This window comes from Mesorhizobium sp. BR-1-1-10, from assembly GCF_020165595.1.
Classification (GTDB): domain Bacteria; phylum Pseudomonadota; class Alphaproteobacteria; order Rhizobiales; family Rhizobiaceae; genus Mesorhizobium; species Mesorhizobium australicum.
In genome coordinates this window covers 326,292-352,111 of the sequence record NZ_JAIUIL010000007.1, presented here as the reverse complement: position 1 = coordinate 352,111, position 25,820 = coordinate 326,292, and the positions used below count along the sequence as shown (strand labels likewise).

Genomic DNA, 25,820 nt, shown 5'->3' with positions numbered 1-25,820 from the left:
GGTGACTGTTCCCACATTGCGCATCGCGGGTCTCGACAAGAGCTTCGGCACCGGCGAGCGGCGCACGCAAGTGCTGCGGGACATCAATCTCGACCTCGCCGACAACGAGTTCGTCTCCCTCGTCGGCACGTCGGGCTGCGGCAAGAGCACGCTGCTGTCGATCGTCGCTGGACTCCAGGATTTCGACGCCGGCGATCTCAGCATCGATGGCGCGCCGATCCTGCAGCCGGGCCTCGACCGTGGTGTTGTCTTCCAGTCCTATACGCTGCTCCCCTGGCTGACGGCGCGGCAGAACATCGAGTTTGCTCTCAAGGCCGCCGGCTATGATCGCGCCGCCTGCCGCGAGATCGCGCTCGAGCATCTCGATCTCGTCAAGCTCACGCAAAGCGCCGATCGCTTCCCGTCCGAACTGTCGGGCGGCATGAAACAGCGCGTCGCCATCGCGCGCGCTCTCTCCTATCGCCCCAAAATGCTGCTGATGGACGAACCCTTCGGCGCGCTCGATGCCTTGACCCGACACCAGATGCAGGAACTGCTGACCCAGATCTGGGAGGAGCACCGGCTCACGGTGCTGTTCGTCACGCATGACGTGGAGGAGGCCGTTTATCTATCGGACCGCATCGTCGTCATGGGGATCGGCCCGGGACGCATCATGCAGACCTTCAACGTCGACATCGAACGCCCGCGCCGGGAAGAAGTGATGGAAACGCCGGCCTTCATGGATTTGCAGCGCGGCGTGCACAAGGCGATTCGCGAGGCGTCAAGACGTCCCGAAATGGTGTAGTGCCAGCAACCTTCGTAGGCCCGCCGGCGGACAGGTATCATGGGCCGTGGGGACCGCACAGGCCGAGCGTCCACTGGATGGTTCCACAGAAGTCGTCGGCACGGCCCCGGTAGCTGCCGTAGCCATTGTAGTAGCTGTCCATCCAGTCGTTATTGTCGGCCGAATTCTCGCCGGTCCAGCCCCTGCCGACCCAACCGTGACGGTGGCCGCGTCCGCGGTTCGCGGCGTGCGCGTGGTCATTATGGGCGGCGTTGACGCGGACATAATGGTGCCTGGTGACGGCGGCATCGGCCACAGCGGCAAACGGGACGGCGCTCGCGGCCAACAGCACCACGAGGGAGCCGAGGAATACGCTTCGCTTTCTCATCAGCATGTCTCCTTGCCATTCGAGACATATGGGAAAGAACGCCCGGCTCGCTGCACACGTTCCTTCACGAAATCGGGACGGCGCTCGCTGAAATGGGCAGTGTTTGTCCGCGGCACTCGTGGTGCCGGTCAAGATTTGTTGACTTCCAGCGAAGCGGAAATGACTACCGCTCGCCGATTTGCCGGATCACAAGAGGGCCTGCGATCAGGCCCGGCTGGCCGGCAAGGCAATCTTGCCTTTGAACCGGGACAAGCCACTTTGGCCGGTAGAAGCCATCTGCATGACGGAATTGACCAGAGCATTGGAACAGCCTCAATTTGCCACCGAGCGCGACCCGAGGCTGCGGCTGATCATTCCGATCATCGTCGCCATCGCGTTTTTGATGGAGCAGCTCGATTCCACCATCATCACCACCGCGATCCCGGCAATAGCGCAAAGTCTCGACACGACGCCGGTCCGTCTGAACCTTGCGATCACCACCTACATCTTGACGCTCGCCGTGTTCATCCCGGTCAGCGGCTGGTTTGCCGACAGGTTCGGCGCGCGCAGGGTGTTCGCGCTGGCGCTTTTTACCTTCACCCTTGGCTCGGCGCTGTGCGGCATGGCCGACAGTTTCGGCATGCTGCTGGCGATGCGTGCCCTGCAGGGGCTGGGCGGCGCCATGATGACGCCGGTCGGCCGGCTGATCCTGCTGCGCAGCTTTCCGCGCAGCGGCCTGATCACCGCCATGACCTATATGACCCTGCCGGCCATCATGGGGCCGGTCATCGGGCCGCTGCTCGGCGGCCTGCTGACCACCTACGCGTCGTGGCGCTGGATATTCTATGTCAACGTGCCGTTCGGCTGCCTTGGTATCGTTGCCGCGCTGCGCTTCGTCGACGACTTCCATGGCGAGGCGGTGCAGCGTTTCGATGTCCCGGGCTTCCTGATGGTGGGGTTTGGCGTGGCACTACTGCAGTTCGGGCTGGAGAATATCGGCCGGCCGGTCATTCCCGGGTCCGCGACGGTGCTGGTGTTGGCCGCGGCCGCGTTGCTGCTGCTTGCCTTCGGGCGCTATGCGCGCCGCGTCGTGGCGCCGGCTATCGACCTGACGCTGTTTCGGTTCCGCTCGTTCTGGGTCGGCACGCTGGCGGGCGGCCTGTGCCGCGTCGGTCTCAACGGCGCGCCGTTCCTGGTGCCGCTGATGCTGCAGGTCGGCTTCGGCATGAGCCCGGTCACATCAGGCTCGCTGACATTCGTCGGCAGCTTTGGGGCGCTGCTCATGCGGCCGCTGCTGTCGCCGCTGCTGCGGCGCTTTGGCTTCGGTGTGGTGCTGGTCGGCAGCGCGCTCGTCGGCTCCGCCACCGTGGCGGGCTTCGCCCTGATGGGTCCCGATACGCCGCATTGGCTGATCGGTTTCTATGTCTTTCTGTTCGGCATCGTCCGCTCGGCGCAGTTCATGACATCCAACACCCTCTCCTACGCCGATCTGCCGGCCGACAAGCTCAGCCGCGCCACCAGTCTTGGCGGCGTGCTGCAACAGCTCAGCGTGTCGCTTGTGTCTCGATCGCCGCGATGCTGCTGGGCCTGATTGCGGGCGAAAGCCATGTCCTGACGCCGGAACGCTTTCATCAGGTGTTCCTGCTGACCGCGATCATCCCGCTGCTCTCGATTCCGGGCTTCCTGTACCTGCGCGCCGAAGACGGCGTTCAAGTTAGCGGCCACATCAAGGGATCTCGCAAATAGGTCGTGTCGGAGGCATCAGGCAATCCGTCGGCTCGCACCCTGCCGGCACCGGCTCAGGTCGCTTTGCCGACCGAAGCGTCCATTCCCATGGCTTCCTCGGAAATGTCGTCGAAGGAAGCGTAGTTCATGTTGTAGAGGCGGGCGTAAAGACCTTTTCTCTTCATCAACTGTTCATGGTTGCCGCTTTCGACGATATCGCCATTCTGCAGCACGATGATGCGGTCGGCGCCCCTTATGGTCGCCAGCCGGTGCGCGATGACCAACCCGGTGCGCCCTTCGAGCAGCTTGACCAATGCCTTTTGGATCAGCATCTCGGTGTAGGAATCGATGCTGGCGGTGGCTTCGTCGAGCACCAGGATCTTGGCGTCGGCCACCAGCGCCCGCGCGAAGCTGATCAGCTGGCGCTGACCGAGCGAGAGATTGCCGCCGCGCTGCTCGAGTTCGGTGTCGTAGCCGTCAGGCAGTTGCTCGATGAAGTCGTGCGCGCCGACGGCTTGTGCGGCGCGGACCACCTCTTCGCGGCTGGCGCCGGTCTTGTGATAGCGGATGTTCTCCAGCACCGTGCCGGAGAACAGGAACGGCTCCTGCAGCACCATGGCTACCTGATCGCCGAGCGAATCCTGCGTCAGGTCGCGCACGTCATGGCCGCCGACCAGGACCTCACCCGACCAGACATCGTAGAAGCGGTGCACCAGCGCCATCGAACTCGACTTGCCTGATCCGGTCGGCCCAACAAGCGCGACCGTCTCGCCCGGACAGACGCGGAAGGAGATGTTCTTCAGCACCGGCTGGTTAGGCCGGTAGCCGAAGGTGACATTCCGGAACTCGACCGAACCGTCCATGTCGCGCGACAGCGCCACCGCATTTTCCTTGTCGCTGACATCCACGGGCACGTCGAGCACTTCGGAAATGCGCTGGCCTGACGCCATGGCGCGCTGCATGACGCTGTATTGCATGGTGAGCGAGCGGATCGGGTCGAAGAAGCGCTGGATGTAGAACAGGAACGCCACCATCACGCCGATATCGAGACTGTGCGACAGCACCATCGACCCGCCGACGACGATCACGGTCGCCATGGCGATGCCCGTCAGTGTGTCGACGATCGGCACCATCACCTGCGCATATCTCGCCGACCGCAGATGGGCGTTGAGATTGGCCAGCACCTTCTCGTCATAGAGATCGAAATTGACGTGCTGGCGTTCCAGGCTCTGCACCGTACGCACGCCATGGATGCCTTCGGCCAGCGCCCCGTTGGCGATGGAGTTGGTCTCGTGCGCGGCCATGAAGGCGACCTTGGCGCGCGGCAGCCAGAACAGGCGCACGATGAACAGCGCCGGCATGGTCGACAGCGTCAGCAGCCCGAGCCGGAAGTCCAACCACAGCAGGACGGTGACGATGCCGAACAGAAGCACGATGTCGCCAACCGACATCACGGACGTCTCGAGGAATTCCTGCATCGAATTGACGTCGCCCTGCAGGCGCGACATCAGCCGGCCGACCTCGGTCTTGTCCATGAAGCCCAGAGAGACACGCTGCAGGTGGCTGAACATGGCGCGGCGCAGGTCGGACAGCACGTTCTCCGCCACCTTGCCGACGACGCTCTCCTGGACATGGCTGGCGGCGTAGTTGATGAGGATGATCACGGCAAAAGCGGCGATCGCGGTGATCATCACCGAACGGTCGAGCCTGCCTGGCGCCATGCCGTGATCGATGGCGTAGCGGATGACCAGCGGGATCGCCAACTGTGTCAGCGTGAACACCAGCACCGCCGCGACCGAGATGAAGATCCGGCCCCGATATGGTCTGACGAAGCTCCAGATGCGCCTGACGATTCGTGGATCGTAGGCCTTGCCGAAGACCTCTTCCTCATCGCGGTGCGAGCCGACGACGGCCTTGGTCGGGCGTCGGCTTGTATCTTCCTTCTCGTCGTCCTGCGTCGACATCAGGCGGCTCCCTCGAGCCGATCGTCGTCCGGCCGCAACTGCAGGTCGTAAAGCGCGCGGTAGCGTCCGCCGAGCGCCAGCAATTCCTCATGCGTGCCGCGCTCCACGATCCGGCCGCGCTCGACGAACAGGATCTGGTCGGCATGCATCAGCGAACTCAGCCGATGCGAAATGATGAGCGTCACGCGATCCCTGGCGAAGCGCTTCATCGCCGCCCGGATCCGCTGCTCGGTGCCGGCGTCGACCGCGGCCGTGGAATCGTCGAAGACCAGCACCGATGGTCTTAACATCAGGCTGCGCGCGATGGTCAGGCGCTGCCGCTGGCCGCCGGAAAGCGAGGCGCCGCGTTCCCCCACGACCGTGGTGTAGCCGGCCGGAAGCCCGATGATGTAATTGTGCAGCTGGGCATATTCGGCGGCCTGGCCGATGCGGGTCTCGCGCGCCCAGGGATTGCCGTAGGCGATGTTGTTTTCGATCGAGGTCGTGAACAGGAACGCATCCTGCTGCACGACGCCGACCGCCTTGCGCAGCGATTGCAGCGTGACCTTGCGGATGTCCTGTCCGTCGATGGTGATCGCGCCCGAGGTCACGTCGTAGAAGCGCGGGATCAGGTGCGCGATGGTCGACTTGCCGCTGCCTGGCGGCCCGACGATGCCGACGGTCTCGCCGGGCCTTGCTTCGAAGGAAACGCCGGAAAGCGTCGGACGCTCGCCCGCGCCCTGATAGCGAAAACCGACATTGTCGAAGCGCAGCACGCCCTCGGCGATGACGAGCTCCCTGGCGTCGGGCGCGTCCTCGATGTCGAGCTCAGCGTCGAGCAGTTCGAACAGCCGCGTGCCGCAGGTCGAGGCGCGCGCGAAGGAGTTGACCATCAGGCCGAGCTGGCGCACCGGCATCTGCAATATGGTCATGAAGGTGAGGAACTGGGCCAGCGTGCCGACGCTGATCTGACCCGCGATCACCTTCTGGCCGCCGAACCACAGCACCAGGCCCATGGCGGCAAGGAAGGAAAAATTCATGGCGCTGGTGTTCGAGACGCGGATGTCGACACGCTCATTGGCGAGGTCCAGTGCGTCCCGTTTGGCACGGTCGAATTTTGCCAGCTCATGCCGTTGAGCCGCGAAGGCGCGCACGACACGGATGCCGCCGAGATTCTCGTCCATCACCCGGCTCAGCACCGACAGTCGCTCCTGCAGCGTCAGCCAGGTGCTGCGCAGTCGGAGCTGCGTCACTGACGAGCGCCAGGCAACAAATGGCACGAAGCTGAGGCTCAACAACCCGAGCACGAGATCGGTGCTGATCAACAGATAGGCGCCGACACCGATCAGCACGCCAAGCAGCACCACGCGTAGGATACCGGTCGAAAAGAACATGCGCACGCCGTCGAGGTCGAGCAGCCCGAGGGTGATGAGATCGCCGGTATGGACCTTGTCGTGGAAGGAAAAGCTCAGCCGCTGGATCTTCTCGTAGAAGGCGAGCCGCAGCTCATAGCCTGTCCGGTGGCCGACGGCCTCGCCATAGTAATTCTGCGCCATGGTGAAGAGGCCTCGCAGGATGCTGACGACCAACAGCGTCAGCGCCGTATTCCACAGCGCCTGCTCGGCCGCGGTGCCGGCCCCCGCCGCCATCACCCCTTGCGCCTGGTCTATGGCGCGCCCCAGGAGACGCGGAATGAAAAGCTGCAGCGTCGCCGCGATAAATGTCGAGATGAGGGTGATTGCAACCTGCCAGGGATGGCGCAGCGTCATGCGCACGATGCGCAGCAAGGTGCTGAGGCCCTTGCCCCAGGAGGCCTCCGCCACATGGGCAAATGATTTGCCGCGCTTGGCCGCGCTGGTCGCATCCGTGTGCAAGGAAATACCCAGACCGATCCGAGCATTAGCCCGAACGAATGTAGCAGACTCAATCAGATAGCGCGATTTTACGCGCGTCCGACCTGCCCGTTCAAGGGGCCAATGGCGGCATCGCACTGTACCTGAAACCGGCAAGATCGTGTCGCAACTCGCCGCTGGTCTGCCGCCGGTGATCGATCTCGCGCCGTTCCCGGCGGATAGGTTCTGATTATTCAAAGCCTGCTGGACCAGCAGGACTCCGCTCTTGCACGAGGGAAATCGACGTGATCGCAAATGCCGACACCCGCGCCGTTGAACCGGTCGATCCGCAACGCGCCTACACCGTGCTGGTCTGCGATCTGATCGGCCTGCGCTTCGACGCCGACGGAAAGCCCGACCCGTCGGAGGTGCGTGCGCATATCGAAGCCAAGGGCGGCCGCTTTCATGCGGCTGCGCTTGGCGACAAGGCCGCTCTCGAATCTGGCCGCGTGCATTTCTTCTATCAGCCGGACCTCAGCACCCGCGAAGAGCTGATCGAAGTCGCCGGCGATGGACGCTATGATGCCGTCATTGCCGCCGCGACCTTCCTGCCCGCCGAAACCGTCTTTCCGCTCGCCGGCGTCCGCATCGGCGCCGGCACCGGCAATATGGGTTCGCACTCCTGGGGCGGCGGCAGCGGCGAAGGCGGTACGGCCGTGCTGATGAATACGCCCGGCATCAACAGCCGCGCCACGGCGCAGATGGTGATGAAGGCGATCCTGAAAGTGCTGCCGGATCTCCCGGTGGACTTGCTTCACAACCGGGTGGCGCGCGGCGCCTTCGACACCGGCAGGGAGCTGCGCGATTTCCCGACCGAAAAGCTCGAAGGCAAGACGATCGCGATCGTCGGCTACGGCAATATCGGCAGGGAGGTGGCCAAACTTGCCCAGGCCTTCGGCATGCGCGTGGTGATCCACGCACGGCCCCGGCATCGGGACTGGATAGAGGCCGAAGGCTTTGTCTATGCGGCGGATCTCCTCGATGCGGCTGATGGTGCCGATGTCTTGAGTGTTCATGTCGGCCTGGGCAAGCAGGATGCGCAGACCGGCCGCTACGCCAATGCCGGGCTCATCGGCGCGGATGTCCTGTCGCGCGTGAACAAAGGCGCGGTGCTGGTCAACTACGATCGCGGCGAGCTTGTCGACGTTGCGGCCCTCGGCGAAGCCTTGTCCTCGGGCAGGGTGCGTCATGCCGCGATCGATGCCGACCTGTTCAAGGATGCCGCGACCGGTCGCCTTTCCGGACCGATGCTGCCCTATCTGGGCCTCGTCGAGAAGCACAGCGGAAAACTCGAGCTTCTGCCGCATGCGGCAGCCGATACGGATCATCCCTCGCGCGTCGCCGGCGCCAAGCAGGCCGTCGACCAGATCTTCGATGTCATCTGCCGAAAGTCGGTGACGAACGCAAAAGGCAGCGTGCCGCCGGCCTATCTTTCCCTTGGAGCAACCACGCCTCCAGGCATTGGATTGGTGACCTCCGGCCAGCTCTTGAAACTGACCGCTAGCGAATGTTCCGAGCTGGCGGATCTCTGCGATCGGCAAGGCCGGTTGTGGAAGGCTCTCTCCGATAACTCGCCTGCCGAGCGAGGCGCCGTTGTCGCCGAGCAGGGCGAGGACCTTGTCCGGTTGATCGACCGCTTCTGCCTTCTGGCCGAGAACCTCAATCTCAGGGGACCTTTCCAGCGATAAGCCGGAACTCAGTCTCGGGGACCAGCCACCATCCGGGCGACCCGCGTCATGTCCGCGCTCATCTCGCGGTCGTCGTCGAGCGGGCTGACGAGCGCACGCACGGCGGCGTAGGTGCGCCGTGGTCCTTCGCCCATACTGTCGACGACGCCGCGCAACTCCACGCCCGTCGCCGCGAAGATCAGCTCCATCGCAACGAGATAGCGCAGGCGTTCGACAATCTCGGCTGTCTTGGCCACCACCCGTGGTGCCATCGACGACTGGTCCTCGATCCCGTCCGATACGGCAAGCGGGCTGAGCGACATCGGGTTGGCCAGATGCCGGATCTCGGCCTCCAGCGCGGCAAGCGGTTTCTGCAATTCGGCGTAGCCTTGGCGGCTGCCGCCCCTGGCCGACAGGAAGCGCGGCAGTTCCGCCACCGTCGGCGACATCAGCTTCATGCAGCGATTGGCGGTGCCCACGGCGCAATGCGCAAGCGCCTGGCCGAGCTGCTCCCAGGCCAGCGTCATCGCGGTGAGGTCGAAATTGCCGTTCGAGACGACGCGTCCGTCCTCGGGTAGGATCACCGGGTTGTCGCCGGAATGGGCCAGTTCGATCTCCGTTGCCAGCTTCGCCTGTTCGAACGCATGCAACAGGCCGCCCCACACCTGCGGCACGCAACGATAGCTGAGCGGATCCTGGAGCCGCCGCGCGACGTTCTCCCTCCAGAGCCCGCTTCCAGCGAGTTCCGCCCGCAGCCGCGCCCCGATCTCCCGCTGGCCGAACGCCGGTCGCGCCGACAGCGCAGCTTCATCGATGGCGGTGAGTGACGAGCGGAACGCTTCGTGGTTGAGTGCCACCGCGGCCAGCGACCAGTCGATGAGGTGGGCGACATCCTCCAGGCAGAGGCAAGCCGCGCCGGTCGACAGGCTGTTGGCGACGATGATGGCATGGCCGTCCTTCTCGCGCAGGTCGAGCCGTTCGAGCCCGGCGAGCGCGAGCGCCTCGGCCGACGGCATGATCCTGCCCTGGAACTCCGTCTCGCCGTCGCCGCGCAGCGCTCGCGCCATGTGGCCGAGATGGGCAAGGTCCGCCGCTCCGATCGATCCCCAGGTCGGGATCACCGGATGGACGCCGGCGTTGAGTGCCGCCACAAGGCCCATCACCACGCGTTCGGAAGTGCCGGTGCCGCCGGCGGCCATTCCCGAAATGCGCGCGGCCATCAGCGCGCGGACCGCCTCGGTGGGAAGGGCCGGGCCGATGCCCATGCTGTGGCTGAGCGGCACGCTGTGTTGGAAGGCGATCAGATCGGCCTGCGCGAGCGGCGTGTCGACGCAGGCGCCGAGGCCGGTGGTGACGCCGTACATCGGCTTGCCGAGTTGCGTCAGCTGCTCGATGAGCGCGCGGCTCGCCCGGATGCGGCGCATCGCCTCCTCGCCCAACATCAGCCGCGCATTGCGCCGCGCGATCTCGGCGACATCCTCGATGCCAAGCGGCTTGGCGTCGAGCAGTATCATTCGGGCTGTCATGTCTCGCCTGTATCCGTGACCGTATGCCCGGGCCGACGGCGCGGCGGGCGTCACCGTTTGTGGCGGCTTACCGGCTGGTCTGCAAGCCATTCCGATCGTGGCAGCAGCAGGCGAGGGGAGCTTCAGGCGAAATGCAGGTTTCGGCAGGTCACTTCGCGACGGCGTCGGGCACCACCACCAGCTTGCCGACGAAATCCTTGGCGACGAAATCGGCTTGTGCGCGGTGGAAATCGGAGAGTTTGTAGACGCCGCCGACAAGCGGCCGGATCTTGCCCTGTTCGATGTAGCGAACGATGCGGCGGAAATCGGCGCGCGTGCCCTGGCTCGATCCGTGCAGCTGCAACTGTTTCAGATACATGGTCCTGAGATCGAGCTGGACGACCGGACCTGCGATCGCGCCGGCCGTGGTGTAGCGGCCCTCGGGCCTCAGGATGCGCAGCAGGTCGTTGAAGATCGCGCCGCCAACGAGATCGGCGACCACATCGATCGGCTGGCCGCCGGTCGCCTCGCTCACGGCTTGCGGCAGGTCCGCGACGCCACGGGTGACGACCGCCTCGGCGCCGATGTCGAGCACCGCCTTTTCCTTGCCCTTGCCCACGACAGCAAAGGGAATGGCTCCACGCGCCCGCGCCAGTTGCACGATGCCGGAGCCGACGCCGCCCGACGCGCCGGTGACCAGCACGCGCTCGCCTGCCTTGAGGTTAGCCCGTTCCAGCATCTGTTCGCCGGTGAGATAGGCGCAGCAGAAGGTGGCGAGTTCGACGTCGCTCAAAATAGTGTCGACAACATGCGCGTTCTCGGCCGGCACGGTCTGATACTCGGCATAGCCGCCGTCGCGGCCATGGCCCATATAGTCGATGTCGGCCAGGGAATCGTCGTCGCGGTTGTAGATGGAGAAATCGACCATCACCCGTTCGCCGATTCGATCCGACGAAACGCCTTCGCCGACGGCAACGATGGTGCCGACAGTGTCGGTGCCCTGGATGCGCGGGAAGGTCAGCGTGTTGCCCTGGCGGCGCCAAGTCGAAACGGCGGCCGCGTCCTCTTCCGTGCCATAGGCGCCCTGGCGCACCCAGACATCGGTATTGTTCATGCCGCAAGCGGTGACTTTCACCAGCACTTCACCTGACGCAGGCGCGGGCACTTTCACATCGGTTCGGTAGACGAGCTTTTCCGGTCCGCCGTGCCCGGTGAGCAGCACGGCGGCCATGGTGGCGGGGAGGGTTTTGGTTATGGCATTCATGAGTCGGTCTCAGAGATTTGCAAATACGCTGTTCACGGCATCGGCGGTCTTGGCCACCACGATGTCGGCTTCCTCGCGGGTCAGGCACAACGGCGGCGCGAAGCCAAGAATGTCGCCCTGCGGCATGGCGCGGCCGATGACGCCGCTCGCGGCAAGGGCCGTGGCAATTTGCGGCCCGATCTTGAGCGAAGCATCGAAGAAGACACGGTCGTCGCGGTCTTTGACGAATTCCACCGCCGCCAGCATGCCGTCGCCACGCACCTCGCCGACATGTTTGTGACCCCCGACGGCCTTGGCCAGTTCGGCACGGAAATAGACGCCGGTCTCGCCAGCATTCCGCACCAGGTCCATCTCATCGATCAGTTCAAGATTGGCGACGCCGGCGGCAACGCAGATCGGATGCGCCGAATAAGTCCAGCCATGGCCGAGCGAGCCGAGCTTGTCGGAGCCTTGCACCAGCACCTGCCACATCTTGTCGGCCACGATGACGCCCGACAGCGGCGCATAGGCCGAGGTCAGGCCCTTGGCGATGGTGATAAGGTCGGGCTTCATGCCGTAATGGTCAGAGCCGAACATGGTGCCCAGCCGGCCGAAGCCCGTCACCACCTCGTCGGCGACCAGGAGCACGTCATACTTCTTCAGCACCGCCTGGATCTTTTCCCAATAGCCGGCGGGCGGCGGCACGATGCCGCCGGTGCCGAGGATCGGCTCGCCGATGAAGGCGGCGACGGTTTCGGGCCCTTCGGCGAGGATCATCTCCTCGAGCTTGTCGGCGCAATGCTGCGAGAACTGCTCCTCGCTCATCGAGCGGTCGACGCGGCGGAAATAGTACGGCGCCTCGGTATGCAGGATTGGTGCGCGCGGCAGGTCGAAGGCGTTGTGGAAGAGGTCCAGCCCGGTCAGCGAGCCCGTCATGACACCCGAGCCGTGATAGCCGCGCCAGCGCGAGATGATCTTCTTCTTCTCCGGCCGCCCCAGCACATTGTTGTAGTACCAGATCAGCTTGATGTTGGTTTCGTTGGCATCCGAACCGGAGAGGCCGAAATAGACCCTCGACATGCCCTTCGGCGCGCGGTCGATGATCATCTTGGCGAGCGTGATCGACGCCTCGGTGCCGTGCCCGACATAGGCGTGGTAATAGGCCAGGTTCTTCGCCTGGGTCGCGATGGCATCTGATATCTTCTGGCGGCCATAGCCGACATTGACGCAATAGAGGCCGGCGAAGGCATCGATGCTCTTCCTGCCATTGTTGTCCCAGACGGTGACGCCTTCACCGCCGGCCATGATCCGCGTCGGCGATTCACCGCGTGCGTGGGTGCCCATATGCGTTGAGGGATGGAAGAAATGGTCGCGATCCCATGCGGCGAGTTCGTTGGATTGGTCGAGCATTTTTAACTCCTTGAAAGAGATCCGGGTGCGAGCCTACGCCACATCCAGGCAAAGGTATTTGAGGTCGGTGAAAGCTTCTAGCCCGTGGCGCGAACCTTCGCGGCCGATGCCGGACTGCTTGACGCCACCGAACGGGATCGGCGCGCCGGTGATCTTCACACGGTTGATGGCGACCATGCCGTAGTCGAGCGCGCGGCCCATGCGCTGCTGGCGCGCGCCGTTCTCGGTCACCACATAGGCGACCAGGCCATATTCGGTCGCATTGGCGCGTGCGATGACTTCGTCCTCGCTGTCGAAAGGCGTGACGGCGGCGACCGGACCAAAGGTCTCTTCGCGCATGATCAGCGCGTCGTCGGCGACATCGGCCAGCAGCGTCGGCTGGTAGAAGAGCGGTCCGGCCTGATGGCGCTTGCCGCCGGCGAGGCAATGCGCGCCGAGGACCACGGCGTCGGCGACCTGTTCCTCGACCTTCTTGACGGCGCGCTCATGCATCAGCGGCCCGATGTCGACGTCATCGGCCAAGCCATTGCCGGCCCGCAGCGCCTCGACGCGCTTGGCGAAAGCAGCGCAGAAGCGGTCATAGAGCGGACGCTGGACATAGATGCGGTTGGCCGCAAGGCAGTCCTGGCCTGATGTGGCGAATTTGGCGTCGATGGCAATGGTCACCGCTTTGTCGAGATCGGCATCGGCAAAGACGATCAGCGGCGCGTGACCACCAAGCTCCATCACCAGCCGCTTCATCGTCGGCGCGCTTTGGGCGGCGATCAGCCGGCCGATCTCGGTCGAGCCGGTAAAACTCATGGCGCGCACGCGCGCATCTTCGCACATGCGCCCAACGATCGTCGCGGCCTTGCCGGTGACGATGTTGAAAACGCCGGCCGGCAGTCCGGCGCGTTCGCCGAGTTCGGCCAGCGCCAGCGCCGAAAGTGGCGTCTCGGAAGACGGGTGCGCAACGATGGTGCAGCCGGCGGCAAGTGCGGCGGCTGCCTTGCGGGTCAGCATCGCCGAAGGAAAATTCCACGGCGTGACCACGCCGACGACACCGAGCGGTTCGCGCCGCACCATCATTTCCGCGTTCGGCAGATGGCTGGTGACGCTCTCGGCGTTGAGGCGCTTTGCTTCCTCGGCATACCACTCGGCGAAAGAGGCGGCGTAGTCGATTTCGCCAAGCGACTCCTTGAGCGGTTTGCCTTGCTCAAGCGTCATCAGCAGAGCGAGGTCGTCTTTCGCTGCGATGATCAGCTCGAACCATTTTCGCAGAATTTTGGAGCGCTCCTGCGGCAGCAGCGCCCGCCAGGCCGGAAAGGCGCGCGCGGCGGCGTCGATGGCTTTTGTCGTCTGGCCGGCATCGAGCGCTGCGACGAAGGCCACGGTGGTGCCGGTCGCGGGATCGGTGACCTCGAAACTCTCGGCCGCCCCGCTTGCCGTCCAGTGGCCGTCGATATAGGCGAGTTCGCGCAGCAGCCGGCGGTCGGCGAGCCGGTCGAGCGCTTCGTGGCGATGCGAGCGGGCGAAATGCGCGGACATGGTCGAAGCCTCCCGGTTCGGTTTGATGCGGGGAGACTACCCATCACCGGCAGACAGAGAGGCTGTTTGGACGCCTGGCCGTAGAGAGAGTCTCTCTATTGCGGCGAGGGGGCAGTCGATCCGGTCTAGGTCGACGCCGGCAGCAGGTCCGCTATCGGCAGCGCGATGTCATCCTTCACCGTCTTGATGACGATGTAGGTGAAGTAACGGTCGATGCCGATCTCGCGATCGAGCAAGCCGTCGACCAGCCGCTGATAGGCGTCGATGTCGCGCGCCATCACCTTCAGCACATAGTCGACGCCGCCGCCTACCGACCAGCAGGCGACGATCTCGGGGATGTCGCGGATGACGCGCTCGAAGCGGTCGAAATCGGCCTGGCGGTGGCTGGCCAGCGTCACCTCCATCAGCACGGTGGCGACTGGCGCCACAACGCGCATGGCGATCCGGGCATGATAACCCGAGACGATGCCGGCCTTTTCCAGCTTGCGCAGCCGCATCCAGCACGGCGTCGGCGACAGCCCGACCTGCTCGGCCAACGCCAGCTTGGTGATGCGTCCATCACGCTGGATGGCGTCGAGGATTTTGAGGTCGATCGCGTCGAGTTTCGCAGCAGTCATCAGCGCTCACTTTCTCGTCGATCGTACCATGACGGCGCATTATTTCGATTGTCAATTGCACTGATTTCGATCTCTAATAAGTCATGACATTGTGGCACCCTGATCCCGCGCTCATCCGGCGGCCGGCCTATCAATCGTTGGCCGACCAGTTCGCGCGCGCCATCCACGACGGCCGCCTCGCCAACGGCACGCGGTTGCCGACCCATCGCCGCCTGGCCGACGACCTCAAGCTTTCAGTGCAGACGGTCAGCCGTGCCTATGAGGAACTGATCCGGCGCGGCCTGATTTCGGGCGAGATCGGCCGCGGCAGCTTTGTGCAGACGCAGCGCCGCGAACCGGAGCCGCCTTATCTGCCGGAGCGCCTGGGTGAAGTCATCGACCTGTCGATCCTGAAGCCGGTCTGCGAGCCGATGCACCTGGAGCGGATGAAGCAGGCGCTGGGCTGGCTCGCCGAAAACCTGCCTTCCAGTTCGGCACTGTCGTTCCGGCCAAACATGGTGTTCCCGCGCCACCGTGCCGTAGCGGTCGAATGGCTGAAGTTGTGCGGGCTGGACGCCTCCGCGCAGAATATCAGCCTCACCAATGGCGCCACGGCCGGCATGACGGTGGCGCTGATGAGCGTGGCGCCGCCCGGCTCCACCGTTGCCACCGAGGCGATCGGTCATCATACGCTGGTGCCGCTGGCGCGCTATCTCGGCTTCAATCTTCAAGGCCTGCCGATCGACGGCAATGGCCTGATTCCGGAAGCGCTGGACGAAGCCTGCCGGCTGTCCGACATCCGCGCCGTCTTCGTGCAGCCTTCGGTAATCAATCCCACGGCAACGCTCATGGATGCGGAGCGTCGCGAGCAGATCGCGGCGGTGGCGCGCAAGCACGACATCGCCATCATCGAGAACGACGTGCTGGGTCCCTTGGTCGAGGATCGACCGCCGCCGGTCGCCGCTTTCGCGCCGGAACGGACGCTCTACGTCACCTCCTTCACCAAGATCACCGTGCCCGGCCTGCGCATCGGCTATCTCGCCGCGCCCGATCGCTACGTTGCCGCTGTCGCCAACCGGCATCTAGTCTCGAACTGGATGGCGACACCGCTGGTGGCCGAGATCGCCACCAAATGGGTGACCGACGGCACCGCGATGGAGCTGGTGCGCTGGCAGCGCGCGGCGTTGCGGCGGCGACAGGACATCGCGGGCGAGGTGCTGGCCGGCGTCGACTACCGTGCCCGTCGCGACGGGTTGCATATCTGGCTGCAACTGCCGGCCGACCGTTCCGAGGAAAGCTTTGTCGCCCAGGCTCGGCTGCAAGGCGTGGCCATTGCGCCGGGCACCTCCTTCCGTATTTCGGATACGCCCTGGCATCCGGCGGTGCGCATTTCGCTGGGTTCGACCACCGAGGGGGAACTGCGCGCGGGTCTCGGCGTTGTCACCAAGCTCTTGCTTGGCGATCCGGAGCATCTGCTGCTTGCAATCTGAGCATGCCGCCCAATACACCAAGGCGTTCTGACAAAGGCATGTCCAAAAAGCCGGCTGGGATTGACCGGAAAATGTGCGCAATCAGAATAATTGTCATGATATTATTTTCCCAATTGACATGATTTGGCGCGTTCCGCATCGTTAGGGCACCAGGCTTCTCCAGCACGGGGAAATTCATTTGTCCGCAACCGCGCCCATCATCAAGATCGACAGCATCTCGAAGAGCTTTGGCAGCTTCAAGGTTCTGGACGGCCTGTCGATGCAGGTCATGCCGCGTGAGAAGCTGGCGCTGATCGGCCCCTCCGGCTCGGGCAAGACGACGATCTTGCGCATCCTGATGACGCTGGAGCGCATCGACGGCGGTCACATCCAGATCGACGGCGAGCAACTCTACCACATGGAGCGCAACGGTCAGCTGCTGCCGGCTGACGAGCGCCACCTGGCGCGAATGCGCCAGAAAACCGGCATGGTCTTCCAGCTGTTCAACCTGTTTCCGCACAAGAGCGTCATCGATAATGTGACCCTAGCGCCGATGCTGACCAAGGGCACGCCGCGCGCCGCGGCGCAGAAGCGGGCGATGGAACTGCTCGAGATGGTCGGCATGGCCGACAAGGCGAAGGCGATGCCGGCGCAGTTGTCAGGCGGTCAGAAGCAGCGCGTGGCGATCGCCCGTGCGCTTGCTTTGCAGCCGAAGATCATGCTGTTCGATGAGGTGACGTCGGCGCTCGACCCGGAACTGGTCGAGGAGGTGCTCAGTGTCTTGTGGCGGCTCTGCGCCGAGACCGACATGACCATGCTGCTGGTCACCCACGAGATGGGTTTCGCCCACGACTTCGCCGACCGGGTGCTGTTCTTCGATCGCGGCAGGATAGTCGAGGAAGGCAAGCCCGACGAGATTTTCCGCAATCCCAAGCAGGAGCGCACGCAAGGGTTCCTGAAGAAGATCATCGCGGCCGGACATCGTGTCTGACCGCATGCCAAAGGCGGCGATGCCGTCCCCATGGGCGGTTGAGCCGTCCTAAGATCACGCAAACCAAGACAAGAACAAGGAGTTGGGAACAATGAAGAAACTTGGAACTCTGGCCGGCGTCGCCGGTCTCGCGCTTTCGGCGGTTCTGGCCGCCTCGATCACGGGTTCGGCCGACGACAGCAAGCTTGAACAGCTGAAGTCGCAAGGCTTCGCTCGCTTGGCCATCGCCAATGAGCCGCCCTATACGGCTGTCGCCGCCGACGGCAAGGTTTCGGGTGCCGCGCCCGACGTCGCGCGCGAGATATTCAAGCGGCTGGGCGTTGCCGATGTCGCCGCCTCGATCTCGGAATATGGCGCCATGATTCCCGGCCTGCAGGCCGGCCGCTTCGACGTCGTCACCGCCGGCCTGTTCATGAAGCCGGAGCGTTGCGCCGCGGTTGCCTATTCCGAGCCGGTTCTGTGCGACGCCGAAGCGATGCTGGTGAAGAAGGGCAATCCGAAAGGCTTCAAGAGCTACGAGGATGTCGCCAAGGACACGTCAGCCACCATCGGCGCGCCGGGCGGCGGCACCGAGGAGAAGCTTGCGCTCAACGCCGGCGTGCCACGCGAACGCGTCATCGTCGTGCCGGACGGCCAGAGTGGCCTGAAGATGGTGCAGGACGGCCGCATCGACGCCTATTCGCTGCCTGTCCTTTCGATCAACGACCTGATGAAGAAGGCCGCCGATCCGAACCTCGAAGTCATCGCCCCGGTGCAGGGCGCGCCGGTCTATTGCGACGGCGCCGCCTTCAAGAAGGGTGACGAGGCGTTGCGCGACGCCTTCGATGTCGAACTCGCCAAGATGAAGAAGTCGGGTGAGTTCGCAAAGATCATCGAGCCCTACGGTTTCTCGGCGGCGGCGGCTATGTCGACCACGCGCGACAAGCTCTGCGCGGCGAAATAAGGGCGTCTTTCTTGCCTTCTCCCCGTTCACGGGGAGAAGGTGTCACGAAGTGACGGATGAGGGGCGGCGCCATATTTGGACAAGCTAGCGCTGCCCCTCATCTGCCTGCCGGCATCTTCTCCCCATAAACGGGGAGAAGGAAGCTGAAACCAACGTTGGAAACTTCAACTCTATGACCCAGTGGTCCGGCTATTTCGGCCTGATATTGCAGGGAGCGCTTGTCACCATCGAGCTGACGCTGATGGGGTCGGTGCTCGCCCTGATCATGGCCTTTCTCGCCGGCATGGGGCGCCTGTCGCGCTTCTTCGTGCTGCGGGCCCTGGCCACGGCCTATATCGAGTTCTTCCGCGGCACCTCGATCTTCGTGCAGCTGTTCTTCGCCTATTTCGTGTTGCCGCTGGTGGGTTTCGAACTGACCCCGCTGCAGGCCGGTGTGTTGGCGCTGGGCTTGAATGTGGGCGCCTATGCAGCCGAGGTGGTGCGCGGCGCCGTGCAGTCGATCGGCCGCGAACAGCATGAGGCCTGCGTCGCGCTCAATCTCGGCCGTTGGCAAGGCATGCGACACGTCATCCTGCCGCAGGCGTTTCTGGTGATGCTGCCGACCTTCGGCAACAACGCCATCGAACTGCTCAAGGCGACATCGGTGGTCTCGCTGATCTCGCTCGCCGACCTGACGTTCCAGGCACAGGTGGTGCGCGCCCAGACCGGCAACACCATGGTGCCGTTCACCACCATCCTCATCATCTATTTCATCCTGGCGCTGCTCATCTCGTGGGGTGTGCGCTCGCTGGAACGCCGCATGGCGCGCGGCCTCGACGGAGTGCGCGTCTGATGGCCAGAGCATTCCTGATGAATTGGGTCCGCTGATGGATTGGGACTGGGACTTTGTCCGGCAGATCCTGCCGACGCTGATCCAGGGGGTGAAGATCACCATCCTGGCGACGCTGCTCGGCTCGGTGCTGGCCGCGATCGTCGGTCTGGGCATCGCGCTGGCGCGCCGCTCGCCCAACAAGGCGCTGTCGCGCACCGTCGGTTGGGTGGCCGAATTCATCCGCGGCACACCGCTCCTGGTGCAGCTCTATTTCATCTTCTACGTCTTGCCCGACATCGGCATTCTCTTGCCGCCGCTGGTCGCCGGCGTCATCGGACTTGGCCTGCACTACGGCACCTACACGGCGGAGGTCTACCGCGCCGGCATCGACAATGTGCCGCGTGGTCAGTGGGAAGCCGCCAAGGCGTGCAATCTCAGCGCGCGGCAGACCTGGTCCCACATCATCATCCCGCAGGCTATTCCGCCGATGATCCCGGCGCTGGCCAACTATTTCATCGCCATGTTCAAGGAGACGCCGCTGCTCTCGGCGATCACAGTGCTGGAGCTGATGAACCAGGCGAAAAGCGTCGCCAACACCTATTATCGCTACCTTGAGCCGATCACGCTGGTCGGCGCCTTCTTCCTCGCCATCAGCCTGATTTCGGTCGTGCTGCTGCGCTGGCTGGAACGCCGCTACGGCAAGATCGAAAGATAAAAGATGAAGCTCTTGTCCGAGATCAAGCTTGTGCCCGACCGGCCAGCGCTCGATGAGCGTCCGCTGGAACGCCGTGTCGGGCTGATCATCCTGGCCACCGACCACACGACCGAGCCGGATTTTCGCCGCATGGTGGCGAGCGAACGGATCGGCGTCTATGTCGCGCGCATTCCCTACGCCAACCCGACGACGCCTGAGAACCTGCGCAAGATGCAGCCGGCGCTGACGGCGGGCGCTGCCTTGATCCTGCCCGACGAGCCGCTCGACGCCATCTGCTACTCCTGCACGTCGGCCTCGGTGGTGATTGGCGATGCCGAGATCGAGACGGCGATCCAGGCCGCCAAGTCAGGTATACCCGTTGTCACTCCTCCGATGGCTGGCGTGCGCGGGCTGAACGCCTTCGGCGTGCGCCGGATCAGCATCCTCACGCCCTATACCGTGGAAACCTCCAGACCGATGGCGACCTATTTCGCCGAACGTGGCTTCGAAGTCCTAAGCTTCAGCTGTCTCGGCTTCGAGGACGACCGCGAGATGGCGCGCATTGCCCCGGCAGCCCTCATCGATCTCGCGCGCCAGGCGACGCATCCGCAAGCCGATGCGCTGTTCGTGTCGTGCACGGCACTGCGCGGCGCGCTGGCGGTCACCGGCATGGAAGAGGCGATCGGCCGCCCGGTGGTGACCAGCAACCAGGCGACCGCCTGGAATTGTCTGCGCCTTTGCGGTGATGAGACAGCCCATCCCGAATTCGGCCGTCTGATGACGCTGCCCTTGCCGCGCGGTTGACGACCATGGCGACCGTCACCCTTGGCGATATCCGTGCCGCGGGCGAGCGAATTGCCGGCAAGATCGAGCGCACGTCGATCGTGCTTTCGGCAAGTCTCTCCGAAAGGCTGGGCGTCCCGGTTCAACTCAAGCTCGAGCACCGCCAGACCACCGGCAGCTTCAAATTGCGGGGCGCTTCCAACGCCGTCGCTTCGCTCAGCGCAAGGGAGAAGGCGCGCGGCGTCGTCGCGGCATCGACCGGCAATCATGGCCGTGCGCTTGCGCATGCGGCAAAGCTCGAGGGCATGCGTGCTGTGATCTGCATGTCTCGACTGGTACCCAGGAATAAACTGGACGAAATTCGCCGCCTCGGCGCGGAAATCCGTATCGTCGGCAACAGCCAGGACGATGCCCAGCACGAGGTCGAGCGGCTGGTGACGGAGGAGGGGCTTGTCATGCTGCCGCCCTTCGACCATCCGGCCATCATAGCCGGTCAAGGCACGCTCGGGCTGGAGGTGATGGACCAGGTCCCGGATGCAGCTCTGGTGCTGGTGCAACTGTCCGGAGGTGGGTTGGCCTCGGGTGTAGCGGCGGCCGTCAAAAGTGTCCGTCCCGGAACAAGAGTCGTCGGCGTGTCGATGGCGCGGGGCGCCGCGATGAAGGCCAGCCTCGATGCGGGCCGCCCTGTGCTGGTCGAGGAACTGCCGACGCTGGCGGATTCGCTCGGCGGCGGCATCGGCCTCGACAACCGGCTGACCTTCGCCATGTGCCGCGACCTGCTCGACGATGTCGTCCTGCTCAGCGAGGATGAAATCGCTGCCGGCATTCGCCACGCCTATGAACAGGAACGCGAGATCGTCGAGGGAGCCGGTGCGGTAGGCATCGCGGCGCTGCTCGCCGGCAAGGTCAAGGCGGAGGGGCCGGTTGTGGTTCTGCTTTCCGGCCGCAACATCGACATGCAACTGCACAGGAAGATTGTCTGCGGGGAAATGCCATCGATTTCGGAGCGCGCCGCATGAGCAGGATGACCATCCTCACCGAAGCTGAACTGCGCGCAATCGTGACGCTCGATCTCGACGCCGTCGCCTGTGTCGAGAACGCTTTTCGTGCGCTCGCCACGCTGCCGGTGGCGATGCCGCCGATCCTGCGGCTCGATATCCCGCAGCATCGCGGCGAGGTTGACGTCAAGACCGCCTATGTGCCTGGTATCGATGGCTTCGCCATCAAGATCAGCCCCGGCTTCTTCGACAATCCCAAACTTGGCCTGCCCAGCGTCAACGGCATGATGGTGCTGCTGTCGTCGAAGACAGGGTTGGTCGAGGCTTTGCTGCTCGACAACGGCTATCTCACCGATGTCCGCACCGCTGCTGCGGGAGCCGTCGCGGCCAAGCATCTGTCGCGGCCGGACTCGTCGGTCGCCTCGATCTTCGGCGCCGGCGTGCAGGCTGGGCTGCAACTGCAAGCGCTGATGCTGGTGCGGCCGATCACGCAGGCCCGCATCTGGGCGCGCGATGCCGCCAAGGCCGAAGTGACCGCGGCCACCTTACGCGAAAGGCTCGGCATCGACGTGCGCGCCGAGACTGACGCAGCCAACGCTGTTGCCGGTGCCGACATCATCGTCACGACCACCCCGTCGACCGAACCACTGATCAAGGCAGGGTTTGTCTCGGCCGGCCAGCACATCACCGCCATGGGTTCGGACGCCGAGCACAAGAACGAGATAGCGCCGGCGATCCTGCGCATGGCCGATCTCTATGTCGCCGACAGCGCGAAACAGACGCGGCGCCTGGGCGAATTGCACCATGCCATCGCGGCGGGCTTGATGGCTGGAGACGCGGAGGTGACCGAGCTCGGCCAGATCATCGCCGGCGCGAGGCATGGCCGGCGCTCGGCTGGCGACATCACCATCGCCGATCTGACCGGCACGGGCGTGCAGGATACGGCGATCGCCACGCTCGCCCGCGACCGTGCGCTGGCCGCGAAAGCCGGAACGATCTTTGAAAGCTGACGCCGGCCGCAGGAGCATGATCCGGAAAATGGCAACCGGTTTCCCCAGCATCATGCTCAATCAAAAAATTCCCTGGAGCCGGATTCAACGAGTTGAAACGGGCTCCAGCCCCAACAAACGAGGACCAACAAAATGCTGCCAAACCTGAAATTCTCGCGAAGCGAATATGCGGAACGCCTCGCCAAGACGCGGAAAGCCATGGAGGCGAAAGGCGTCGATCTTTTGATCGTCAGCGATCCCTCCAACATGGCCTGGCTCACCGGCTACGACGGCTGGTCCTTCTACGTCCACCAGGCGGTCATCGTGCCGCCATCGGGCGAGCCGGTCTGGTACGGCCGTGGCCAGGACGCGAACGGCGCCAAGCGCACCGCCTACCTCGCCCATGACAACATCGTCGGCTATGCCGACCACTATGTGCAGTCGACCGAGCGCCACCCGATGGATTTCCTGTCGAGTGTGCTGACCGATCGCGGCTGGGGCAAGCTCACCGTCGGCGTTGAGATGGACAATTACTGGTTCTCCGCCGCCGCCTTCGCCTCGCTGCAGAAGCATCTGCCCAACGCCCGTTTCGTCGATGCCACCGCGCTGGTCAACTGGCAGCGCGCGGTGAAGAGCCCAACCGAGATCGACTATATGCGCAAGGCCGCCCGTATCGTCGAGGCGATGCACCAGCGCATCGTCGACAAGATCGAAGTCGGCATGCGTAAGAACGATCTCGTCGCCGAGATCTACGATGCCGGCACGCGCGGCGTCGGCGGCATTGGCGGTGACTATCCCGCGATCGTGCCGCTGCTGCCCTCGGGCGCCGACGCCTCGGCGCCGCACCTGACCTGGGACGATAAGCCGATGAAGTCGGGCGAGGGCACTTTCTTCGAGATCGCCGGCTGCTACAACAGGTACCATTGCCCGCTGTCGCGCACCGTCTTCCTCGGCAAGCCGACGCAGGAATTCCTCGATGCCGAGAAGGCAACGCTGGAAGGCATGGAAGCTGGCCTTGCCGCCGCAAAGCCGGGTAATGCCTGCGAGGACATCGCCAATGCCTTCTTCGCCGTGTTGAAGAAATACGGCATCGTCAAGGACAACCGCACCGGCTATTCGATCGGGCTTTCCTATCCACCGGACTGGGGCGAGCGCACGATGAGCCTGCGCCCCGGAGATCGCACCGAACTCAAGCCCGGCATGACCTTCCATTTCATGACCGGCCTGTGGCTGGAGACGATGGGGCTGGAGATCACTGAATCCATCCTGATCACCGAAACCGGTGTGGAGTGCCTGGCCAACGTGCCGCGCAAGCTGGTGGTGAAGGATTGAGCCCGATGTCCAGTCTTCGCCCGTCGCCGGTCACGCCGACCGTCGATTTCGATCGTGACGGCGTCCAGCATGGTTTCCTGCGCCTGCCCTATAGCCGCGACGACTCGGCCTGGGGCTCGGTGATGATCCCGATCTGCGTCATCCGCAACGGCAAGGGGCCGGCGGCGCTGCTGACCGGCGGCAATCATGGCGACGAGTATGAAGGGCCGCTGGCGCTCTACGAACTCGCCCGCACGCTCGATCCCAGCCAGGTCAGCGGCACCGTCATAGTCGTGCCGGCGATGAACTATCCTGCTTTTCGGGCCGGCACGCGCACCTCGCCGATCGACAAGGGCAACATGAACCGCAGTTTCCCCGGCCGGCCCGACGGCACGGTGACGCAGAAGATCGCCGATTATTTCCAACGCGAGCTGCTTCCCCACGCCGACATCGTCTTCGACTTCCATTCCGGCGGCAGGACGCTGGATTTCGTACCGTTCTGTGCCGCCCACACTTTGCCCGACAAGGCGCTGGAGCAGAAAGCCTTTGCCGCGGTGGCGGCATTCTCGGCACCATTCTCGATGCGCATGACCGAGATCGATGCGATCGGCATGTATGACACGGCGGCCGAAGAGATGGGCAAGGTCTTCGTCACCACCGAGCTCGGCGGTGGCGGTACGTCGCGAGCCGAGACGGTGCGGATCGCGCGCCGCGGCATCCTCAACGTGCTGCGTCATGCTGGTATCGTCGCCGGGGCGGTCGAGACGGGCAGAACGCAGTGGCTGGACATGCCCTCGGGCGATTGCTTCTGCTTCGCCGAGGATGACGGCATGATCGAAACCATGGTCGATCTCGGCGAACCTGTCGAAGAAGGCGCGGTGGTGGCCCGCATTCATTCCACCGGCCGCACCGGCGTCGCGCCGCGGGAAATCCGGGCCAAAATGTCGGGCATGCTGGCGGCGCGGCATTTCCCTGGCCTGGTCAAGGCCGGCGACTGCGCCGCGGTGGTCGCCGTAAAGGTCGATTGACTGATTTCTCCGCCCGGACCATGCCGGGCGGACCCACTCTTCTGCTCGAGCTGTCGAATCCGGATTATCGCACCCGCTCGCAGAGCGAACACCGCGATCTGCTGACCGCCTGCCGCCGGCGCGATGGCAAGAAGGCGGTGAGCGTTCTGAGACAGCATCTTCGCGAGGGAAGCGACACGCTGGTCAACGCGACGGATGGCGGCGGTTGTCGCGAAAATTCTAAGCCCGAAGGGCAGGGGGCCGCCCGCAAGCGTGGCGCGTGGTTGCCACCGCGCCGGTTCGCTGCCACATATTGCAACATCAATGCTCGACACGAGGATGCCATGTCTCCCGTCAGCCGCCTGCCGGCACGTGCCCTTGCCCCGCGCCGCCATGACGAGATCCTGCGGCGGCTGGGCGCCCAGGGTTCCGTTAGCGTCGCCGAACTGGCTGGGTTCTTCGACGTCTCGCGCGAAACCATCCGCCGCGATTTGAAGCTGCTTTCCGACCAGGGCAGGCTCGGCATCGTGCATGGCGGGGCCGCCCGCTTCGAACCGAGCGAACCCGCGATGAGCCAGCGCAGCCAGGAAAATGCCCAAGGCAAGGCCGCGATCGGCAGGGCGGCCGCCGGGCTGGTCCGGGATGGCATGGTGGTCTTTCTCGATTCCGGCACCACCACTTTGGCCATCGCGCATGCAATGACGGAACTGCGCGATCTGACGATCTGCACGGCCAGCCTGAAGATAGCGCTGCACCTATGCCATGTTCCCGGCATGCGCGTGCACATGCTGGGCGGCGAAGTCGACCCGGGCGAGGAGGCGGCTTCCGGCATCGACACGCTCGATGCGATGGCGCGCTTTCGCGTCGATATGGCCTTTCTGGGTGGCGGAGCGCTGTCTCCGGTCGGCGAGGTGACCGATTTCACCCGCGCCGGGGCCGAACAGCGGGGCCGGATGATCAGCCTCGCCGGCAAGGCCTATTTCGTGCTCGACAGCAGCAAATTCGGCAAGCTGACGCCGCTCAGAATTCCGAATTTCGAACGTGCCGCTGGGGTAATCGTCGACACCGACCCCGAATTCGCGCTTGCCGAGGCGCTTTCGCACAGGGGGCCTGAACTCATCGTTGCAGCTTGATGTGATATTTTGTGATATTATGAGTTGATATTTGGTTTTCCCATGGTAATGTC

At 64.3% G+C, this 25,820-nt stretch carries 23 protein-coding genes and 1 pseudogene; 16 read left to right on the top strand and 8 right to left on the bottom strand.

Translation table 11 applies throughout. The annotated features are described in order from the left end of the window. The first annotated feature begins 1 nt into the window (after position 1). A complete protein-coding gene (locus LB555_RS17925) occupies positions 2 to 784 on the top strand; it encodes an ABC transporter ATP-binding protein (RefSeq protein ID WP_224683393.1) in 783 nt (260 codons plus the stop codon). A 37-nt stretch (positions 785 to 821) separates the two neighbouring features. Here the strand turns inward: LB555_RS17925 and LB555_RS17920 are convergent, their stop codons facing one another. Then, on the bottom strand, positions 822 to 1,151 hold the full coding sequence (locus tag LB555_RS17920; RefSeq protein WP_140617504.1) for a hypothetical protein: 330 nt from the start codon (positions 1,149 to 1,151) through the stop codon (positions 822 to 824). Between the two features lie 280 nt (positions 1,152 to 1,431). On the opposite strand from LB555_RS17920, the gene LB555_RS17915 reads away from it, so the two are divergent. Together LB555_RS17915 and LB555_RS17910 are read left to right on the top strand one after the other, a co-directional pair. Next, the gene (locus LB555_RS17915) at positions 1,432 to 2,721 is read left to right on the top strand and encodes a DHA2 family efflux MFS transporter permease subunit (RefSeq protein WP_224683392.1); all 1,290 of its coding nucleotides are present in this window, start codon (positions 1,432 to 1,434) and stop codon (positions 2,719 to 2,721) included. After that, positions 2,706 to 2,876 (top strand): hypothetical protein, encoded by a 171-nt coding sequence (locus LB555_RS17910; RefSeq protein WP_224683391.1) that lies wholly within the window; start codon positions 2,706 to 2,708, stop codon positions 2,874 to 2,876. The genes LB555_RS17915 and LB555_RS17910 overlap by 16 nt, the downstream gene beginning before the upstream one ends. 53 nt (positions 2,877 to 2,929) lie before the next feature. On the opposite strand, the gene LB555_RS17905 is transcribed toward LB555_RS17910, so the two are convergent. Together LB555_RS17905 and LB555_RS17900 are read right to left on the bottom strand one after the other, a co-directional pair. Then, positions 2,930 to 4,819, bottom strand: coding sequence for an ABC transporter ATP-binding protein (locus LB555_RS17905; protein WP_224683390.1), 1,890 nt, complete (start codon positions 4,817 to 4,819; stop codon positions 2,930 to 2,932). Then, a complete protein-coding gene (locus LB555_RS17900; protein ID WP_015319088.1) occupies positions 4,819 to 6,672 on the bottom strand; it encodes an ABC transporter ATP-binding protein in 1,854 nt (617 codons plus the stop codon). Before LB555_RS17900 ends, LB555_RS17905 begins: the two co-directional genes overlap by 1 nt. Before the next feature lie 263 nt (positions 6,673 to 6,935). Between LB555_RS17900 and LB555_RS17895 the strand changes: the two genes are divergently transcribed. Beyond that, on the top strand, positions 6,936 to 8,378 hold the full coding sequence (locus tag LB555_RS17895) for an NAD(P)-dependent oxidoreductase (RefSeq protein ID WP_224683389.1): 1,443 nt from the start codon (positions 6,936 to 6,938) through the stop codon (positions 8,376 to 8,378). Between the two features lie 8 nt (positions 8,379 to 8,386). On the opposite strand, the gene hutH is transcribed toward LB555_RS17895, so the two are convergent. From hutH to LB555_RS17870, 5 genes are all read right to left on the bottom strand, one after another. Continuing rightward, positions 8,387 to 9,883: a histidine ammonia-lyase gene (hutH, locus tag LB555_RS17890; protein ID WP_224683388.1), complete on the bottom strand. Its 1,497-nt coding sequence runs from the start codon at positions 9,881 to 9,883 to the stop codon at positions 8,387 to 8,389. Between the two features lie 148 nt (positions 9,884 to 10,031). After that, positions 10,032 to 11,126, bottom strand: a complete 1,095-nt coding sequence (locus LB555_RS17885; protein WP_015319085.1) for an alcohol dehydrogenase family protein — start codon at positions 11,124 to 11,126, stop codon at positions 10,032 to 10,034. Between the two features lie 9 nt (positions 11,127 to 11,135). After that, the gene (locus LB555_RS17880; protein WP_015319084.1) at positions 11,136 to 12,515 is read right to left on the bottom strand and encodes an aspartate aminotransferase family protein; all 1,380 of its coding nucleotides are present in this window, start codon (positions 12,513 to 12,515) and stop codon (positions 11,136 to 11,138) included. Between the two features lie 33 nt (positions 12,516 to 12,548). Continuing rightward, complete coding sequence (locus tag LB555_RS17875; protein ID WP_015319083.1) at positions 12,549 to 14,042, bottom strand: NAD-dependent succinate-semialdehyde dehydrogenase; 1,494 nt, start codon at positions 14,040 to 14,042, stop codon at positions 12,549 to 12,551. Positions 14,043 to 14,167: 125 nt separating this feature from the next. After that, the gene (locus tag LB555_RS17870; RefSeq protein ID WP_015319082.1) at positions 14,168 to 14,659 is read right to left on the bottom strand and encodes an Lrp/AsnC family transcriptional regulator; all 492 of its coding nucleotides are present in this window, start codon (positions 14,657 to 14,659) and stop codon (positions 14,168 to 14,170) included. Between the two features lie 83 nt (positions 14,660 to 14,742). On the opposite strand from LB555_RS17870, the gene LB555_RS17865 reads away from it, so the two are divergent. The 12 genes and pseudogenes from LB555_RS17865 to LB555_RS17810 all read left to right on the top strand — a co-directional run bounded on the left by LB555_RS17865 (position 14,743) and on the right by LB555_RS17810 (position 25,767). Next, complete coding sequence (locus tag LB555_RS17865; protein WP_015319081.1) at positions 14,743 to 16,128, top strand: PLP-dependent aminotransferase family protein; 1,386 nt, start codon at positions 14,743 to 14,745, stop codon at positions 16,126 to 16,128. 178 nt (positions 16,129 to 16,306) lie between these two features. Further along, complete coding sequence (ehuA, locus tag LB555_RS17860; protein ID WP_015319080.1) at positions 16,307 to 17,098, top strand: ectoine/hydroxyectoine ABC transporter ATP-binding protein EhuA; 792 nt, start codon at positions 16,307 to 16,309, stop codon at positions 17,096 to 17,098. A 91-nt stretch (positions 17,099 to 17,189) separates the two neighbouring features. After that, positions 17,190 to 18,041 (top strand): ectoine/hydroxyectoine ABC transporter substrate-binding protein EhuB, encoded by an 852-nt coding sequence (gene ehuB / locus LB555_RS17855; RefSeq protein WP_015319079.1) that lies wholly within the window; start codon positions 17,190 to 17,192, stop codon positions 18,039 to 18,041. A gap of 172 nt (positions 18,042 to 18,213) precedes the next feature. Continuing rightward, the gene (ehuC, locus tag LB555_RS17850) at positions 18,214 to 18,873 is read left to right on the top strand and encodes an ectoine/hydroxyectoine ABC transporter permease subunit EhuC (RefSeq protein WP_015319078.1); all 660 of its coding nucleotides are present in this window, start codon (positions 18,214 to 18,216) and stop codon (positions 18,871 to 18,873) included. Positions 18,874 to 18,907: 34 nt separating this feature from the next. Next, the gene (ehuD, locus tag LB555_RS17845; RefSeq protein WP_015319077.1) at positions 18,908 to 19,567 is read left to right on the top strand and encodes an ectoine/hydroxyectoine ABC transporter permease subunit EhuD; all 660 of its coding nucleotides are present in this window, start codon (positions 18,908 to 18,910) and stop codon (positions 19,565 to 19,567) included. Between the two features lie 3 nt (positions 19,568 to 19,570). After that, a complete protein-coding gene (gene eutA, locus LB555_RS17840) occupies positions 19,571 to 20,350 on the top strand; it encodes an ectoine utilization protein EutA (RefSeq protein WP_224683387.1) in 780 nt (259 codons plus the stop codon). A gap of 5 nt (positions 20,351 to 20,355) precedes the next feature. Further along, complete coding sequence (eutB, locus tag LB555_RS17835; RefSeq protein WP_015319075.1) at positions 20,356 to 21,348, top strand: hydroxyectoine utilization dehydratase EutB; 993 nt, start codon at positions 20,356 to 20,358, stop codon at positions 21,346 to 21,348. After that, positions 21,345 to 22,337: an ectoine utilization protein EutC gene (gene eutC / locus LB555_RS17830; protein WP_015319074.1), complete on the top strand. Its 993-nt coding sequence runs from the start codon at positions 21,345 to 21,347 to the stop codon at positions 22,335 to 22,337. Before eutB ends, eutC begins: the two co-directional genes overlap by 4 nt. A 132-nt stretch (positions 22,338 to 22,469) precedes the next feature. Continuing rightward, positions 22,470 to 23,648, top strand: a complete 1,179-nt coding sequence (gene doeA, locus LB555_RS17825) for an ectoine hydrolase DoeA (protein ID WP_015319073.1) — start codon at positions 22,470 to 22,472, stop codon at positions 23,646 to 23,648. A gap of 5 nt (positions 23,649 to 23,653) precedes the next feature. Beyond that, entirely contained in the window at positions 23,654 to 24,655 is a 1,002-nt protein-coding gene (gene doeB, locus LB555_RS17820) for a N(2)-acetyl-L-2,4-diaminobutanoate deacetylase DoeB (protein ID WP_224683386.1), read from the top strand. Positions 24,656 to 24,675: 20 nt separating this feature from the next. Beyond that, positions 24,676 to 24,807 (top strand): annotated as a pseudogene (locus LB555_RS29490) (FCD domain-containing protein); the annotation flags it as partial. A gap of 171 nt (positions 24,808 to 24,978) precedes the next feature. Continuing rightward, on the top strand, positions 24,979 to 25,767 hold the full coding sequence (locus LB555_RS17810) for a DeoR/GlpR family DNA-binding transcription regulator (protein WP_041163907.1): 789 nt from the start codon (positions 24,979 to 24,981) through the stop codon (positions 25,765 to 25,767). Positions 25,768 to 25,820: the final 53 nt, after the last annotated feature.

Bases quoted from the DNA above. Each gene is read 5' to 3' on its own strand.
- LB555_RS17920 (WP_140617504.1), bottom strand. From the start codon at position 1,151: ATGAGAAAGCGAAGCGTATTCCTCGGCTCCCTCGTGGTGCTGTTGGCC.
- LB555_RS17915 (WP_224683392.1), top strand. From the start codon at position 1,432: ATGACGGAATTGACCAGAGCATTGGAACAGCCTCAATTTGCCACCGAG.
- LB555_RS17910 (WP_224683391.1), top strand. From the start codon at position 2,706: ATGCTGCTGGGCCTGATTGCGGGCGAAAGCCATGTCCTGACGCCGGAA.
- LB555_RS17905 (WP_224683390.1), bottom strand. From the start codon at position 4,819: ATGTCGACGCAGGACGACGAGAAGGAAGATACAAGCCGACGCCCGACC.
- hutH (WP_224683388.1), bottom strand. From the start codon at position 9,883: ATGACAGCCCGAATGATACTGCTCGACGCCAAGCCGCTTGGCATCGAG.
- LB555_RS17885 (WP_015319085.1), bottom strand. From the start codon at position 11,126: ATGAATGCCATAACCAAAACCCTCCCCGCCACCATGGCCGCCGTGCTG.
- LB555_RS17880 (WP_015319084.1), bottom strand. From the start codon at position 12,515: ATGCTCGACCAATCCAACGAACTCGCCGCATGGGATCGCGACCATTTC.
- LB555_RS17875 (WP_015319083.1), bottom strand. From the start codon at position 14,042: ATGTCCGCGCATTTCGCCCGCTCGCATCGCCACGAAGCGCTCGACCGG.
- LB555_RS17870 (WP_015319082.1), bottom strand. From the start codon at position 14,659: ATGACTGCTGCGAAACTCGACGCGATCGACCTCAAAATCCTCGACGCC.
- LB555_RS17865 (WP_015319081.1), top strand. From the start codon at position 14,743: ATGACATTGTGGCACCCTGATCCCGCGCTCATCCGGCGGCCGGCCTAT.
- ehuB (WP_015319079.1), top strand. From the start codon at position 17,190: ATGAAGAAACTTGGAACTCTGGCCGGCGTCGCCGGTCTCGCGCTTTCG.
- ehuC (WP_015319078.1), top strand. From the start codon at position 18,214: ATGACCCAGTGGTCCGGCTATTTCGGCCTGATATTGCAGGGAGCGCTT.
- ehuD (WP_015319077.1), top strand. From the start codon at position 18,908: ATGGATTGGGACTGGGACTTTGTCCGGCAGATCCTGCCGACGCTGATC.
- eutA (WP_224683387.1), top strand. From the start codon at position 19,571: ATGAAGCTCTTGTCCGAGATCAAGCTTGTGCCCGACCGGCCAGCGCTC.
- eutB (WP_015319075.1), top strand. From the start codon at position 20,356: ATGGCGACCGTCACCCTTGGCGATATCCGTGCCGCGGGCGAGCGAATT.
- eutC (WP_015319074.1), top strand. From the start codon at position 21,345: ATGAGCAGGATGACCATCCTCACCGAAGCTGAACTGCGCGCAATCGTG.
- doeA (WP_015319073.1), top strand. From the start codon at position 22,470: ATGCTGCCAAACCTGAAATTCTCGCGAAGCGAATATGCGGAACGCCTC.
- doeB (WP_224683386.1), top strand. From the start codon at position 23,654: ATGTCCAGTCTTCGCCCGTCGCCGGTCACGCCGACCGTCGATTTCGAT.
- LB555_RS17810 (WP_041163907.1), top strand. From the start codon at position 24,979: ATGTCTCCCGTCAGCCGCCTGCCGGCACGTGCCCTTGCCCCGCGCCGC.